The sequence below is a fragment of the Mucilaginibacter terrae genome, from assembly GCF_031951985.1.
Lineage (GTDB): Bacteria > Bacteroidota > Bacteroidia > Sphingobacteriales > Sphingobacteriaceae > Mucilaginibacter > Mucilaginibacter terrae_A.
The window spans coordinates 393,890-409,666 of sequence record NZ_JAVLVU010000001.1; the positions used below are offsets into that span (position 1 = coordinate 393,890).

The window sequence follows — 15,777 nt, forward strand, 5'->3', positions numbered from 1 at the left end:
TACGGTTATCACTTTGTCCATGCTTTGCCTGGGTATGACCGGTTCGTATGCCCAGAAAAGCCACCTCGATATACCGTCCCTGCACCAGTTGGTCAATCAGTCTCAATCGGAATATGAATTGCAGGTCCAGGCGAGGGGACGACAGGCCGTTAATACGGCTAATGAGCAGGCCAATCTCACCCTGTTGGAAAGGGTGAAGCAACGATACCGGCAGTTGCAGGAACGTTATCAAACATTGGGTTCCCTGGTCAGCGCTGCCAACATCGGCATTTATGCCGCACCGATGGTCAGCCGTATCGTTAACAACCAGGCGATGGTGCTGGAAATGGTGCGGAAAAACCCCGCGCTCATCGCCATCGGTTATGAATCCCAGTTGCAGTTTGCCGCGCAGGCACAAAGCCTGATCGCTTACGTTACCGCCTTATCGATCTCTTTCGGTGACGTTAACCAGATGAGGGCTTCTGACCGCAAAGTGCTGTTCGATTTCGTGCTCGCCGAATTAAGCCGCATTCAGGACCTGTCCGGTAATATGCTGCGCACGATGCAGTATGCTGATGCTGCAGGTGTGATCAGGGCGGTGAACCCGTTCCGGGATTTTATCGATGCCGACATCTCCATCGGAAAGGAGATCATTCAAAACGCAAAATATCTAAAATGAAATATGGCTTGAGCTGTTTGCTCGTCTTTACAGCAATGACGGCGAGCGCACAAAGGGTCGTCCTGGACATTAGGCATCTGACGGCCGTTACCGAAAATACGGCCGTACGAAGCAGGGCGGAGGCCACGCACGCCAGCTACCTGAATAATATCAATAATAACCTGAACTCACTCAACACAAATGTAGGGTCGGTGGTGATCGCCCAAACGATGATCTACCAGGCATTGTCCAATGTCAATTCAGCTTTGAAAAATGGTTTAGCCGTCCGCAACATGGCCGCGATTATTGCCGATATGACCGGCTACATCAACCGTGCGGTTGACATGGCGCGTGAAGAGCCTTACCTGCTCATGTTTGCGAACCAGATGGCCGCAGAAATGCGTACCCGCTCCACTGCGCTGGTTACCGACGTCTCCGGTTTTATCCTCAAGGAAGGTGGACAGGTGCTGGCCGATTACAATGCCCGCGATCAGTTGCTCCGGCGGGTAACACAGCAATTACAGATACTTGACAGTCTGGCCTACGGTGCGTGGAAAGCCATGTATTGGGCACGGCAACGAGGCGTCATCGCAACGTTGAATCCCTTTGCCGGCTTCATTAACCGCGACCGCGCCATGGTCGAACAGATCATCCGAAACGCTAAATACTTAAAACCATGAGAAATCATTTCAATTTACTGCTTATCCTGTTATTGTTGCAACAAGTCGCTCATGCACAGCAAATGGTAAAGGACGATGCCATGATCTACCAGCAGCAACGCATGGTATTTCAGCAATGGGATCAGAACAAATTTACACCGAAGCCCGGCTTTCTCAGCCTGAATCCTTATTACTGGCTGACCTGGGGTTTGTTCCACCCGAATTATCACAAAACGGACAGGCGGCCGCTCAGCGCCACAGGGCCGCAAACCCAGCGGCTGGCACTGGTCGGTACCATGAACAGCATTGACGGCCGTTACAAGCTGCAGTCCGACACCGTCAGGAATACGGCCCTGTCCGAAATTGCCAACCATTCAGAAATGATCACCGCCGCTGATCCGTTATGGCAATTATATTACAGTCAGCAGCTCCGCCCCGTATTGAACTTCTCCGTTGCCTCGATTCTTGCAGGCCTGCCACCCGCTGTCAGCGCTAAAGTGTCTGAGGAAGGGCTGCTGAACTGGTATATCAGCGAACTGGAAATGCTTCGCGAAAGGGTACAGGCGGCCCATTCGACGGACATGGACCGGGGTGCAAGGATCATGTCCTATCACCGCTTACTCCTCGAGTACAGGAAGCTGGCTGCCGTATGGGCCATAAGAACATCTTCAGCTCAGGCCACCATAGAGATGACCCGGCAGCAAAAGCGGTTGAAGGATGGCGTGAGTACATTGACCGGCTGGACACCACAGACCGATGTGCAGATCGCCCGTAACGTTTTAACCCGCGTACAATGAAAAATTTAATCTTAGTAACCGCATTGTTTCTTTGCGGTATGGGCGGTGCCGTTGCGCAGACCGATGGCGGTGTGCCCGCAGCCGATACCAAAACCCTCGAGTTCCTGCAGGGCGACGGTGTTTATGAAAGCGGGGTCATGGTCTTCCTGAACGGTTTAAAGGAATCGGTCTGGTCTCATTTCGACCTGTTCATCACCGATGCCAAGGCGCTGGCCGCCATTTTTATGATCATCTTCTTTGCGATAAAGTCCTACGAAATGATGGTCGGCGATAAACAGCTGGAGGTAATGCCTTTATTACGGCCGTTCGGCCTCGCGATGATCATTCTCTGGTGGGGGCCTTTCGTGAAGATGGTAGCCTTTCCGACCGACCTGGTCGCCAACCAGACGGAGCAGATGTTCATGAGCGAACAGACCATCGTCAATAACCTGCGATTGAACAGGGCTGACCTCATGTTGAAAGTGGCGAACTCCTTGTATACCTTTCAGGCGCAGACGGAAGTGGCCGAAAAGGAAAGCGATACCTGGTATGGCCAGGCCTGGGATTCGGTGACCAGTACGGTCAAGGAAGGGATCAGTACGGTAGTGACACCCTTGCTGGAATTGAAGGCAAGACTGACCGTCGGTTTGCAGCTGCTGATCACGCAGCTGCTTGAACTTGCGGGGATATGGATTTTGCGGCTGGCCGTCTACATCGTCTTTATGATCCAGATCATTTACTCGACCATTCTCATCATCCTTGGTCCCTTCGCTGTAGCGGTCAGCATCCTGCCTGCGTTCCGGGACAGCTTCAGCACCTGGGTCGCGCGGTTCATTTCCGTCAACCTTTATTCCGGCATTGCCTATCTCATCATGTACCTCTGCGGTCTGATGCAGGAATATGCCATGACCTCTGAGATCAGCAAATACAAAGAACTGGTCGGCGAAAACGGTTTGAATGCGAGCATCGAAAAGATGGCGGTATTCGCCGGAAACGGGTTGCTTTCCTTCGGGACCGTCATCATCGTTTTCCTGATCGGTGCGATCTGCATGTTCACCGTGCCCAGCATCTCTACCTGGATCATTTCCACATCGGGCATCAGTTCGGCCAGTTCTACTTTCGGCAGAAGTGCCGGAACGGTTTACAGTTCGGTCAAAAAGGTAGCGGGTAAGGTTATATAATCTTTAACTGCATATTGGTTGTTTTAACATATTGTTATTGTGTCTGTTATATTATAAACCTGGATGCTGCAAACCCGTACATCCATTTTAATCAAATTATTTTTTATGATCATCAAAAACATTGAGGCCAAGGTTCGCCTGGCTACCCTCGTTTCCGTCGGTAGCCTGATCATGGCCGTTCTCATTGTCGGGATCAATAGTATTTATGCTTACCGGGTAGTTGCCAACGCCCGGAAAAGCATCTATATCCTTGACGGCGACCTACCCGTTCTGGCCAGGCAGACCGATGCCCAATTGAACAGGCCCGCCGAATACCGGGCGCATGTGAACCTCTATCATAGCCTGTTCTTTTCCCTGACCCCTGACGATAAATTCATGGAGTACCAGATGAAAAAGGCCATGTATCTTGTTGATGAGTCCGGTATGAAGCAGTATAACGACCTCAAAGAGAATGGCTTTTTCAATTCTATCTTATCTTCAAGTTCAGTACTGACACTGCAAACCGATTCGGTTATGCTGGATGCAAAGCGTGCTTATTTCCGCTATTACGGTAAATTGAAAATAGACCGGCGAAGCTCGACGGTCATCAGGTCGCTGATCACGGAAGGGTATCTTAAGGACATACCCCGCAGCGATAATAACCCCCACGGGGTCCTCATCGTTAACTGGAAGACCCTCGAAAACAAAGACCTGCAGGATGTGGCCAAAAATTCACTCTAACCGCGATCCCGGCGATACGTTGTTTGCCGGTATTCAAAAGGAATTCGGGCAGTATTTCAAACTGGCCGGTGACCGGGGAAAGGCGCTGCTGAAGGATTATCCGAAAACCGCCTTTTACAGCATGGTCGTTCTAATGGCCGTCTCCTTGATTTTGTCATTTACCCTTTTCCGTGAGCGCGAAAAGGAAAGCGACCTGAAGGCCGGTCAGCTCGCACCAGTGTCTGACGGCTTTGGCCAGCTCTTGGAGACGACGGGCAAGATCAGGGAAACGATCTCGCTCAGGCAGGTGATCGATAGCTTAAGCGCCAAAAGTTCCCTGGCCGCACGGGATAGTCTGCGGCTGAACGCTGCCCTCGACCGCCTGCGGAAGCTATCCCAACACTAATCTCACTATTATGAAAATTAACTTTAAACAGCCCAAATATGTGCTGCCGGTCATTCTATTGCCCTTCCTGTGCTTTTTCTTTTACGTCTGGAAAAGTGGTTTTGAAAAGCCCGAGGCAGAGGTCAAGGCTAACAGCGGTTTGAACAGTTCTGTCGGTAATGTCTCCGCAGATGTTCAGCAAAAACAACTTGCGGACAAGCTGGAAACCTACCGAAACGCCTACCGGGAAGCCGGTGGCAACAGTGCCGTCGGAGCCATACCAGGCGAAGTGTCTTCCGAGCCGCATTTTGATAGCCCGCAGGCACAGGTAAGTGTTTCAGCGCGCTCGCTTGATTCGATAGACCGGGCGATGAAGCATAAATTCCGCGTGCCTGCCGGAAACGTGGTCGCAGGGGATGCCGATCACAGCAGGATGAATACTGACCCGCAGCTTGCCGGTGCCATCGCCGAATTGAACCGGCAGCGAACGGTGCGAAGCGAATTGCCTGCGGATGAGAGTGTGGTTCGTGAAAAAGATCCCATGGAGGTATTCAAACAGCAAATGGCTTACATGGACAGTATCGGCAAGGCGAATGATCCGGAGGTGAAAGCCGCTCAGCAAAAGAAAGCAGACCGGGAGAAAATTGAAGCGCTTAATGCGCAGGCGGTCAAACTGCCGGTTTCCAAAGGCGGAGGTGTTGCTGCCGGTTTCAATACCGTTTTACCTGAAAAGCAGGATATGTTCATCAGCGCGGTGATCGATGAGAACGTGACCGGTTATGCGGGATCCCGCATCCGGCTGAAATTGCTGGAGGACATTCATGCAGGGGAGACGCTTGTTCCTAAAGGCACTTACCTCTATGCCCGGATCACCGGTTTTAACGAGCAGCGCGTGGCGCTGACCGTATCCTCGATCATGCTGGATGGCAGGATTTTGCCCGTCAAATTACAGGCTTATGACCTCGATGGTATGGCCGGGCTATTCGTCCCGTCTTCCGCGTTCCGCGAGTTCACCAAAGACCTCGGCAGCAGCTCGGTTCAGGGTGTGACCCTCGATGGAGGCTCCGGCAATAATCAGTTCATCATGAGCACGGCCGGTAAGTTCTTTCAGTCTACTTCCTCCGCCATAGCGGAACTGATCCGGAAAAATAAAGCCCGGCTCAAATACCATTCTTACCTCTATCTGATCGACAACGAGGCGTTGCAGAACGCACAAAAAAAATACTGATATGAAAAATATACCATCGTTTTTGCCTTGCTTTTTGAGTTTGGCTATGTTGTTCTTCTTTTTCGGAGCCTCCGCCCAGTCCGGTTTAAGGACAGTACAGCTGCCCGGGCATGCGACCTTGCATTTTGTATCGCCCGAACCTATACAATACGTAGATATCTCGACGAAGCATTTACAGGGTGACCTGCCGATAAAAAATGTCCTGCGTCTTCGCGTTCGGGACAGCGTCCCGGTATTTGAGGAGGCCGTCATCACTATCGCCGGTGAAAAATTCATGGCCCAGTTCCGGGTAGTGAAAGGGGATGGCACTGCACCTGCACAGGTCTGCATCGAACCAGTCGATATGAAACCGCTGGATATCTCGGGCATAGGATTATCTCAGAACCAGCTCCGCAGGATCGCGCTTGACCTCATATCCCGCAGACCTTCTGGCGCTGTTGAAAGGGCAGGAGCATTTAGTTTGAAAGGAAAGGTCAATAGCATTTACGCATTTGATGACTACATCTTTCTTGACCTCTCTTACCGGAACAAAACCAACCTGCGATATGCCGTCGAAGACCTCCGGTTTAAAATCGACGATCAAAAGGTGACCAAAGCATCCAACGTCCAGTCCCTCGAACTTAAGCCTGTTTTTACCTTGCTGCAGGTGCCGGCTTTTGAAAAGTCGTACAGGAATATCATCGTTTTGAAAAAAATGTCATTTCCCGGAAACAAGGTGCTCCACATCGAACTGAGCGAGCAGCAACCATCCGGCCGCACGCTCAGTTTAGGTATATCCTACCAGGAAATACTGCATGCGGACCCGCTGCCGAACTAAGCACAAGTACTGACTTCTATGACCGATACCATCGCTTACGACTATGTAAAACTACTGTTGGAGGAAGAGTTTCCGGAGATTTACCTGCGCTTTTTCAACAACGGCATTCTGCATTATGAACTCACCAATATCCTCGAACTATGCCGGCCCTTGATGACCGGCCTCGACGAGGATGACCGGTTCCTCAGGTACGAGGTGACCGGTACCATAGCTGACTATTTACAGGAGGACTGATATGGCTTTCAAACCGGCAAAGCAGATGGCAGATAATATTGCGGCCATCCGTATTGCGCTGGACATTAATGGCCGGAAACCTGATGATAACGAGCTTCTTATCCTGAAGAATTATGCGGGTTTCGGCGGATTAAAGGCGATTCTACTGCCATTCGGTGACCGGTCGCATTGGGTCAATAAAAATGCCTCCGAAAGTGACCTCGCGCTTTACCTGCAGGTCATGGAATTGCATAATTTGCTGCAGGAAAAACTTCCTTCCAGGGAATATAAGGCAGTTGTGGACTCTATCAGGAATAGTGTGAATACTTCGTTCTACACGCCTGCATTTGTACCACGGACGATTTATTCTGCACTTTCGGACCAGGGCATACTTCCCCGCCGGGTCTATGAACCCAGTGCCGGGGCCGGGGTATTCATCGAAGAGGCGGTTAACGGATTGGAAGGGCTGCAGCAGGTCATGGCGGTAGAAAAAGACCTGATCGCCGGAAAGATACTCACCGCTATCTGTTCTGCTTATACAGTACCGGTTACCGTACAGGTCAAAAAGCTGGAGGAAACCACACCGCTTGAAAAAGGCACGGCGGACCTCGTGATCAGCAATATCCCCTTCGGTAATTTTGCCGTTCATGATCCGGCCTACCATAAGAGCGGGATTACAGCTAAAATTCACAATTACTTTTTTGCCAAAGGGCTTGACAAGCTCGCCGACGGCGGCATCCTCGCCTTTTTGGTTACCGACGGATTCCTGAACAGCCCTTCCAATGAAACCGCCCGGAAATATGTCTTCACCTCTGCCGACCTGCTGAGCGTTGCCGCCCTGCCGGCCAACCTCATGAAGGACAATGCCAATGTCGAGGTTGGCACGCACCTCATTATGGTCCAAAAGAACGACCGCAAGGAAACACTTACGGCGGCGGAATCACAATTGATCAATACGGTAGAACGGGAAAATAAGCTGGGCGGGTACCATCTCAATGCTTACCTCGACGCACATCCCCTGCTTTCCGTCGGCAATGAGATACGGGAAGGTACCAACGCCTACGGTGAGGCCATGCGGATGGTTTGGCAAACCGGGGAAATGACGGATATAACCGAGCACCTGCAGAGTGTGCTGGTCGATGGCCTCGTCCATTTCAATATGGAAAAGTGGCAGGCGATCCGGTTCGACGATCGGCAGGAGGTTGGCCGACAGCTGACGTTCTTGCCCGTGCCCGTTGTGCACAAGGAGGCGGGGCCTGTCGGGCAACTGGGTTTGTTCGATGCCGTACCGGCCGGGGGGAACCCTGCTTTGGCTTACTTGACCGATCTGGACAAAAGCCTGATGAGTGCCGAAACCGCCAAGGTGATCAGCACCATCCGCACCACGGCCCGGCTTTCACACGACAGTATTTTACTGCTTACCGCCCGCGCCAAGACCAATGATCGGTATATGTACAAACTGGTCAGCAACCTGGCGGAGATCAACCTGACGGAAAAATGGCTCAGCGGGCAAACCCTCGGACAGGAACTGAACCGCCTGTCTGCCAGGCTCCGGCAATTTGCCTATGACTACCGGTATGAAGGTGATGGGACACTGGAACCTGCCTTTAAGTTAATGGCGGACCGTCCGAAAGCATTTACTGATATACGGCCATTTTATATTAAGGACACTCTTGTCGTTTTTGATGGCAAAGCCGGCCTGATCGGTACCCCTTCCGGTCGGGAAGCAGAGTTTAAAGCGCTGGACGGCGATACGGACCTGCGGTTCTATGAGTCTTATATACGGATTCGGGACGCTTACCTTGACCTCTTCGCCCTCGAAAATGAACACCAGGTGCAGTACCCCGAACTGCGCAGGGAACTGAATGCCGGTTACGATGCTTTCGTGTTTGCCTACGGGCTGCTGAATGATCGCGCCAACAGGAACCGGATACTGGCGGATGCGGCCTTTGGGTTCCAGTTGCTTTCCTCCGCAGAGGTCAGGGAAGGCGGAACCTTCGTACGGTCCGATATTTTTCACGGGCCCTGTCTTTGCTGCCCGCGAAGTTTTCCAAACGGATGATCCGCTGGAAGCGCTGGCGGTTTGCTTAAATGACACCGGGATGGTCGATATAGCGGTCATCGGCGCTGCAACAGGCCTGTCCGAAAATGAGGTGGTCAATGCGCTGGAAAAGCAGATTTTGCTGGACCCCGCCACGGGCACCTGGAAGACCACCGATGATTACCTGTCCGGGAATGTCGTCGCCAAGCTTGCTGTTGCCGAAGAGGTCGCCAAAGGGGAACCGGAAAACTTACAGCTGGCCCGAAGCCTGGCCGCGATCAGGCGGGTACAGCCCGAACGTATTCCCTTCGACCCCGAGGACTTCAACCTGGGTGAACGCTGGGTGCCCGTGGCTTACTATGAACGTTTCGCCAGCCACTTGTTTCAGCTGGAAACCCATATCAATTACTTCCGGTCTGTGGATTCATTTAAAGTGACCTATCGTTTGGGGAACACGATCACCAATGAGGAATTTGCGGTTACGCCCCGGGAAAGTGATAAGATCAGGGGAAACGCACTGCTGGAACACGCGCTGGAGAATACCACACCGCACATCACCTACCCGGTTAAGAATGGGGACTCGACGGTCCGGGTACCGGATACCGAAGCGATCCAGACCGCTCACCGGAAGATCGAAATGATACGGGAACGGTACCAGGAATGGCTGAGAGAGCTGCCCAATGCGGATAAACTGGCGCTGGAAAAGATATATAACGATACTTTCAACTGCTATGTGCTCCGGGAATTTGATGGAAGTCACCTGACCTTCCCCGGGCTGGACCTCAAGGCCTTAAAAATTGACGACCTCTACGATTCGCAGAAAAACGCGGCCTGGCGCGTCATACAAAACCGCGGGGCGCTGATCGATCATGAGGTCGGCCTGGGCAAAACGCTGACCATGTTCATAGCGGCCATGGAAATGGTGCGCCTGGGCATCTGCCAAAAACCGATGATCCTTGCACTTAAAGCCAATATCGCGCAGATCACGGAAACGTTCAGGCTCGCTTACCCGAAAGCGAAAATACTGGCGCCTTCGGAAGCGGACTTTGAACCGGCCAGGCGCGAGCGTATTTTCCACGAGGTGAAGAACAACCACTGGGACTGCATCATCATTACCCATGATCAGTTTGGCAAGATACCGCAGTCCCCGGCCATTCAAAAGCAAATACTGCAGTCGGAACTGGACGGCCTGACCCGCGACCTGGCGACCCTCGAGTCCCTCGGCGGTGAGGTAAGCCGGACCATGCTTAAAGGACTCGAGATCCGTAAAGCTAACCTCGAGGCCAGGCTCGGCGGGGTGCTGTACGCCATCGAGAACCGGCAGGATACCGGTATCAACTTCCAGGAAATGAACGTCGGGCACCTTTTCGTCGATGAATCGCACAAATTTAAGAACCTGACCTTTACGACCCGGCATAACCGTGTTGCCGGATTAGGAAATCAGGCCGGCAGCCAGAAAGCGCTCAATATGCTCTTTGCCGTCAGGACGCTTCAGGAAAGGTTTAACAGCGACCTGTGCGTGACCTTTCTTTCCGGTACACCGATTTCCAACAGCCTGACCGAGCTCTACCTGATCTTTAAATATCTCCGGCCGAACGAACTGGAAAAGCAGCAGATATCCAGTTTTGATGCCTGGGCTGCGGTTTATGCGCGGAAAACCGTCGATTTTGAATTTACGGTCACCAACGTGATCAAGGCGAAGGAACGTTTTCGCCACTTTATCAAACTGCCGGAACTGGCCCTGTTTTATAACCAGATCACCGATTATAAAACGGCGAAACACATCAAACTGGATAAGCCTGTCACCGAAGAGTTGCTGGTCAATATCCCGCCGACACCCCAGCAGCAGGACTTTATCAAACGCCTGATGCAGTTCGCCAAAACAGGGGACGGCACCGTGCTCGGGCGCAGACCGCTTAACCGTGACGAGGAAAAGGGAAGAATGCTCCTGGCGACGAACTATGCCAAGAAAATGGCCGTTGATATGCGCCTGATCGATGCGGAGCAATATGGCGACCATCCGGGCAATAAGATCAGCGTCTGTGCCCGTAACGTTGCTGCCATCTACGGGGAAAGTCAGGAGCACCGCGGTACGCAGATCATCTTCAGTGACATCGGCACGCCACGCCCGGATGGTTTTAATGTTTATGACGCGCTGCGCGATAAATTGGTCGCCGAATTCAATATTCCCGCTGTCCAGATCGCTTTTATCCACCAGTGGGAAGGGAAAAAGCGGAAAGAACTCTTCAAGCTGATGAACAGCGGGATGATCAGGGTGCTCATCGGCAGTACCGAAAAGGCCGGGACCGGGCTGAACGTTCAGGAGCGTATCGTCGCTATGCACCATCTCGACATTCCCTGGAAACCTTCCGAACTCGAACAAAGGGACGGCCGGGGGGCGCGTCAGGGCAACTGGCTGGCCAAAATGTTCTTCGGCAACAAGGTCCGCACCTTTATCTACGCGGTCGAACAATCGCTTGATAACTACAAGTTTAACCTGCTTAAGAACAAGCAGCACTTCATCACCCAAATGAAGAGCAATGAGCTGAGCCTGCGCAAGCTGGACGAGGGCGCAATGGATGAACAAAGCGGGATGAACTTCTCCGAATACATCGCCATCCTTTCCGGCGACACGACGTTGCTGGAGAAAACACGAGTCGAAAAGAAGATCGCGGTGCTCGAGGCCGACCGTTCCGCGCATCATAGGGAAGTTGCCCGCAGCCGTTATCTGCTGGAAGACCTTGAGAAAAAGGAAAAGAGTACTTCGTCAACGCTCGAAATGGTCCGTACCGATGCCGCCATGTATGCGAAGGCTTTGCAGCATAACGCCGATGGCGTCAAATTGAACCCGGTCGTGCTGAAGGATATGCCCGGAACAGATGCGGTGGCGGTCGGCCAAAAACTGATCTCCCTGTACAAGAACTATGAACCGGAAAATTATGAGGCCCCACAGCTGCTGATCGGGGAACTTTACGGCTTTAAACTCTTTGTCCGGCGGCAGTATACGCTGGACGATGCTTTTTCAGGCACGGCGACACAACTGTATGCGGAAAGCCCCGCAACGGGCATCAAATACATGCAGAACTCGGGTGCGCCGACACTGGATAACCCGAAACTCGCTGCGCGGTATTTTCTGAATGCCATCGACAGGGTTACCGGTATGGCCGAGAAATATGAAAAGGAACTTGGCCGGATCAGGGAGGAGATACCACAGGTGCAGGAACTGACCACGAAGACTTTCACTAAGGAATTTGAACTCACCACCCTGAAAGCGGAACTGGCCGGGCTGGAAGACCAGATCAATCAAAATATCAGGGAGCGCGAAAAGGCAGCTAAAGCCGAAACGATGCCTGAACTGGAAGAACAGCCGGAAATGGTAATCGAGGTTCCGTCCTCCCTCAAACGTTAATTTTTAGAATAATTTATGGATGTCGGTAGTGATTATTATGGCCCGTTTCCCGTATTGGAACTGGACGGCACGCAGTTTCTGATCGATGCTTTCCGGCATGAACTGATCGAGCTGGGCAATGAAACCAACCGAATGGACTGGTATCATGACATGCTCTACCGGAATGATCACGTGGAATTACTGTATGATTCACATACGAAAAATGTCTTTGCGGGCGACCGCAGCCGGCTGCCAGACCACGTGAAACTGTACTGGCTATACCCGCTGGACGCCCTTGACCCGGATGCGACCAGGGCGCGGCTCGACAGGGTAGTGCCGGGTTGGGAGGAGAACTTTCCGCGTGATCTGCCCATCGTGCAGATCGCAGGACAGGATTTTTTCGCGGATGCCCGGCGCAAGGAATTTCGGGATACGGAGAATCCGTGGAAAAGCATACCGTTCAGCGAAGTACTCCTGGTTGACGGGAACCCCGGCATTTACCTCGATACCCGCGTGATGCAGGTGCCCTTCCCGCATATCTTTAACCCCTTCGAACAACCGGAATGCTTACCGGAGCATATCGTTTTTGCAGCAGTTCCCGATGCAAGGGCCCTTGCGCTGTTAGTATCTGACCAGTATACCTTTCATTATACCGGGAGCTTCTCCGGTGAACAAAGTGCCGGACGGTTCTCGCGTTAGCGGCCGGTGCTTCTCATACAAGCCGCGGGTGTGTGCCTGCGGCTGCCTCATTTCAAATTCTTTTTATGGAGGAAACCAGGGATCAGCAGAAGCTCCATGGCTTCCTGCAATGCGGGATCTACGTGTCCATCGCACTGGAAGCCGCTGTTTTGATTTACCGTGATGCCCCTTTCTGGGGCATTTTTTATTCCGTGATCCTAAAGATCTCCCGCCTGCCGGTTTATCATGAATTGATTTATAGTAAGCTGTCCACTTTCTTACTCATTTGTATCGTGAGTGTGGGGACGCTGGCAAAAAAGAAAACCGACCTTGACCCCAAAAAACATATCGTCTATCCTTTAGCGATTGGTATGGTTTTGTTTTTTGGGAGCCTGCTTTACCGGGGGAGGGATTCGCCGGTGGTGCTGCCGGGTACCAGGCTTTATGACCTGCTCTATATGAGCTGTTCTTTTTTGGGGGCGCTGCTCTGCAGCGTGGCGATGGATAACATTTCCAAGATCATCCGTTCGGGGCTGGGTAAGGATAAATGGAATACCGAAGCGGAAAGCTTCCTGCAGCCGCAGAAAATTAAGGTGACCCCTTATTCGGTCAATATTCCCATGCTGTTTTATTTCGACCAGAAGGTACGGCATGGGTGGATCAATATCTGCAATGTGTTCCGCGGTACTATGGTCATCGGAACTCCCGGATCGGGCAAAAGCTTTTCCATCGTCAACCCGTTTATCCGGCAACTGATCGCCAAGGAATTTGCCGTATGCCTGTACGATTTCAAATTTCCTGACCTCGGCCAGATCGCGTATTTCCATTACCTGCTGGCCAAAGGACAGGGGAAGATGAAAGGTTACAGCTTTCATGTGCTCAACCTCAACGACGTGGAAAAGAGCAGGCGGATCAACCCCTGGCGGGCCGATTATATCCGCTCGCTGGCGGATGCCTCCGAAACCGCCGAAGCGTTGGTGGAGGCGCTTAAAAAAGGGGACAAGTCCGGGGGCAGCGACCAGTTCTTTACCCAGTCCGCCATCAATTTCCTGGCCTCCTGCATTTATTTCATGAGCAAGTATGAAGGAGGTAAGTATTCCAGCCTGCCCCATGTGCTTGCCCTGCTTAACCGCTCGTACGAGGAAATATTCAATACGCTCACCTCCGAGCCGGAACTGCGTGCGCTGCTTTCGCCCTTTATGACGGCCTTCAACGCCAAAGCTTTCGACCAGCTCGAAGGACAGATCGGTACGCTGAAAATATTTATCAGCCGCCTGGCGACGAAAGAAACCTTTTGGGTGTTCTCGGGCGACGACTTCGACCTGAAGATATCTGCCAGGGAAAATCCCGGCGTTTTGGTGCTGGCCAATGACCCGAATACGCAGAACATCAACTCTGCCTGCTATTCCATCATTATTAACCGGCTGACCAAACTCATCAATACCAAGGGCAACCTGCCCTCGGCGCTGATCGTCGACGAGGTGCCGACGCTTTTCGTGCACAAGGTGGAAAACCTGATCGCCACCGCACGCAGTAACAAGGTGGCGGTGCTCATGGGACTACAGGAACTTCCGCAGTTCAGCCAGCAATATGGTAAGGACACGGCAGCCACCATCACCGCGGTCATCGGCAACGTGCTTTCCGGTTCGGTCCGCAACAAGGAAACGCTGGAATGGCTCGAGCGCCTGTTCGGTAAATCCAAACAGTTAGGGGAGGGGCTCTCCATCGACCGCAACAAAACCTCGACCTCGTTCAACGAGAAACTCGAAGCGCTCATCCCCGCAGGCAAGATCGCGTCTCTCAATGCCGGGGAAATGGTGGGCGTCATCGCTGCGGACGCCCAGGAGGTGTACACCGGGCAGTTCGAAACTTCTGCCGTGAACTGCCGCATCAACCTCGATATGAAAGCGATCGGCGAAGAGGAGAAAAATTACAAGCCCCTGCCCAGCTATTATGACTTCGGCGGAAAGACCGACGAAAAATTACGTCAGAATTATGACCGCATTACCCGCCAGGTACAGGAAATGGTACTGGCATTTAAACCGCCGGCACCGGTAACTCCTGCCACCGCCTTTAACAAAAGACCTGATGCAAAATCAAAAAAACCTGTTTAACCTGCCGGACTGGGTCGTCGTCGACCCCGCGCTGGCGGACGATCCCCGCCTGAGGGCCGGGGAAATAGGTCAGCTGACCTATGCCATTGTCAATTTCGATGAGTTCTATGTCGGATTCGAGGATGTGAAGGTCCGTGTTTACGGAGCGGCCGATTTGTTGATGGTCAAAGACGCCAACGCGCTTTTTCAGTATGTCGAGGATTTCGGACCTACGCTCAACGAATACGAGACCAATGCCATCCTCAACGCCGCCCTTCTCGAGATCTATGCCGCAGACTCCGGCTACCAGAAGGAAGCCTTGAAAATTGCCCTGCAATACCCCTCGCTCACCGATGCCATGCTGATCAGCTTTGAAAGCAAGCTGAAGCTCGGCAGAGGGGCGAAAACAGGACGTTGATCGTAGCCCGGCTGATTTTTTAATACCCATCCCCAAAACTTTAATTGAACGTTCATGAACACGGAAAACTTAGACGGTACACTTGTTCTTGTTAAACCGGAACCCCATAAAGGAGAAGACCAGTATCGCATCGGGGTGTTAACTTATGCCTGGTGGAGGGAAAATCCTTACGTCCGTTTCCTGGACGGTGGCAGCATGGATTACAAAGCCGGCCATGTGATGATGTTCAAGAGTAAATACCAGCTCTACGAGCACATGACGATTTATGGTTTGGCTATGAAACCCGAAGAGCTGATGCCCATGTTCAAGATATTCATGCTGTTGGAAAAGTGTTCAATCCAATCGCTGATCTGGGCTATGGAAATTGTGCGTGACCATCCAAACCTGCATCACCGCATACTGGACCTCATCAATTTGGAACAAACGATCATGCCTGACAGGGGAATGGGCCTATCGTAATCATGCTGATTTGCCGGCACATAAATCCCATATGCGCCGAGGTGAAATGCGTACATCAATTTAACCCAGGCCCGCGTAACGGGCGATAAACCAATGCCGGAGCTT

General features: G+C 52.3%; 15 protein-coding genes. All 15 read left to right on the plus strand.

Features of this window, described 5'->3' with window-relative positions; genetic code table 11:
- Positions 1 to 34: 34 nt before the first annotated feature.
- The 15 genes from QE417_RS01710 (at position 35) to QE417_RS01780 (ending at position 15,672) form a co-directional block, all read left to right on the plus strand.
- Positions 35 to 658: a hypothetical protein gene (locus QE417_RS01710; RefSeq protein ID WP_311947136.1), complete on the plus strand. Its 624-nt coding sequence runs from the start codon at positions 35 to 37 to the stop codon at positions 656 to 658.
- Positions 655 to 1,317: a hypothetical protein gene (locus tag QE417_RS01715; RefSeq protein ID WP_311947137.1), complete on the plus strand. Its 663-nt coding sequence runs from the start codon at positions 655 to 657 to the stop codon at positions 1,315 to 1,317. The genes QE417_RS01710 and QE417_RS01715 overlap by 4 nt, the downstream gene beginning before the upstream one ends.
- Positions 1,314 to 2,093, plus strand: a complete 780-nt coding sequence (locus tag QE417_RS01720) for a hypothetical protein (RefSeq protein WP_311947138.1) — start codon at positions 1,314 to 1,316, stop codon at positions 2,091 to 2,093. Before QE417_RS01715 ends, QE417_RS01720 begins: the two co-directional genes overlap by 4 nt.
- Positions 2,090 to 3,253, plus strand: a complete 1,164-nt coding sequence (locus QE417_RS01725) for a plasmid transfer protein (RefSeq protein WP_311947139.1) — start codon at positions 2,090 to 2,092, stop codon at positions 3,251 to 3,253. The genes QE417_RS01720 and QE417_RS01725 overlap by 4 nt, the downstream gene beginning before the upstream one ends.
- Positions 3,254 to 3,358: 105 nt before the next feature.
- Positions 3,359 to 3,973, plus strand: a complete 615-nt coding sequence (traK, locus tag QE417_RS01730; RefSeq protein WP_311947140.1) for a conjugative transposon protein TraK — start codon at positions 3,359 to 3,361, stop codon at positions 3,971 to 3,973.
- Positions 3,951 to 4,358: a hypothetical protein gene (locus tag QE417_RS01735; protein WP_311947141.1), complete on the plus strand. Its 408-nt coding sequence runs from the start codon at positions 3,951 to 3,953 to the stop codon at positions 4,356 to 4,358. The genes traK and QE417_RS01735 overlap by 23 nt, the downstream gene beginning before the upstream one ends.
- 10 nt (positions 4,359 to 4,368) lie before the next feature.
- Positions 4,369 to 5,565, plus strand: coding sequence for a conjugative transposon protein TraM (gene traM, locus QE417_RS01740; RefSeq protein WP_311947142.1), 1,197 nt, complete (start codon positions 4,369 to 4,371; stop codon positions 5,563 to 5,565).
- 1 nt (position 5,566) lies between these two features.
- Positions 5,567 to 6,382 carry a DUF4138 domain-containing protein gene (locus QE417_RS01745; RefSeq protein WP_311947143.1) on the plus strand — a complete coding sequence of 272 codons (816 nt, stop codon included), beginning with the start codon at positions 5,567 to 5,569 and terminating at the stop codon, positions 6,380 to 6,382.
- A gap of 18 nt (positions 6,383 to 6,400) precedes the next feature.
- The gene (locus QE417_RS01750; protein ID WP_311947144.1) at positions 6,401 to 6,616 is read left to right on the plus strand and encodes a hypothetical protein; all 216 of its coding nucleotides are present in this window, start codon (positions 6,401 to 6,403) and stop codon (positions 6,614 to 6,616) included.
- Between the two features lies 1 nt (position 6,617).
- The gene (locus QE417_RS01755; protein WP_311947145.1) at positions 6,618 to 8,657 is read left to right on the plus strand and encodes an N-6 DNA methylase; all 2,040 of its coding nucleotides are present in this window, start codon (positions 6,618 to 6,620) and stop codon (positions 8,655 to 8,657) included.
- A gap of 1,963 nt (positions 8,658 to 10,620) precedes the next feature.
- Positions 10,621 to 12,045: a helicase C-terminal domain-containing protein gene (locus tag QE417_RS01760; protein WP_311954567.1), complete on the plus strand. Its 1,425-nt coding sequence runs from the start codon at positions 10,621 to 10,623 to the stop codon at positions 12,043 to 12,045.
- 15 nt (positions 12,046 to 12,060) lie between these two features.
- Positions 12,061 to 12,723, plus strand: a complete 663-nt coding sequence (locus QE417_RS01765; RefSeq protein ID WP_311947146.1) for a hypothetical protein — start codon at positions 12,061 to 12,063, stop codon at positions 12,721 to 12,723.
- A gap of 65 nt (positions 12,724 to 12,788) precedes the next feature.
- The gene (locus tag QE417_RS01770; RefSeq protein WP_311947147.1) at positions 12,789 to 14,816 is read left to right on the plus strand and encodes a type IV secretion system DNA-binding domain-containing protein; all 2,028 of its coding nucleotides are present in this window, start codon (positions 12,789 to 12,791) and stop codon (positions 14,814 to 14,816) included.
- Positions 14,791 to 15,213, plus strand: coding sequence for a hypothetical protein (locus tag QE417_RS01775; protein ID WP_311947148.1), 423 nt, complete (start codon positions 14,791 to 14,793; stop codon positions 15,211 to 15,213). Before QE417_RS01770 ends, QE417_RS01775 begins: the two co-directional genes overlap by 26 nt.
- Positions 15,214 to 15,267: 54 nt before the next feature.
- On the plus strand, positions 15,268 to 15,672 hold the full coding sequence (locus QE417_RS01780; RefSeq protein ID WP_311947149.1) for a hypothetical protein: 405 nt from the start codon (positions 15,268 to 15,270) through the stop codon (positions 15,670 to 15,672).
- The last annotated feature ends 105 nt before the right edge of the window (positions 15,673 to 15,777 follow it).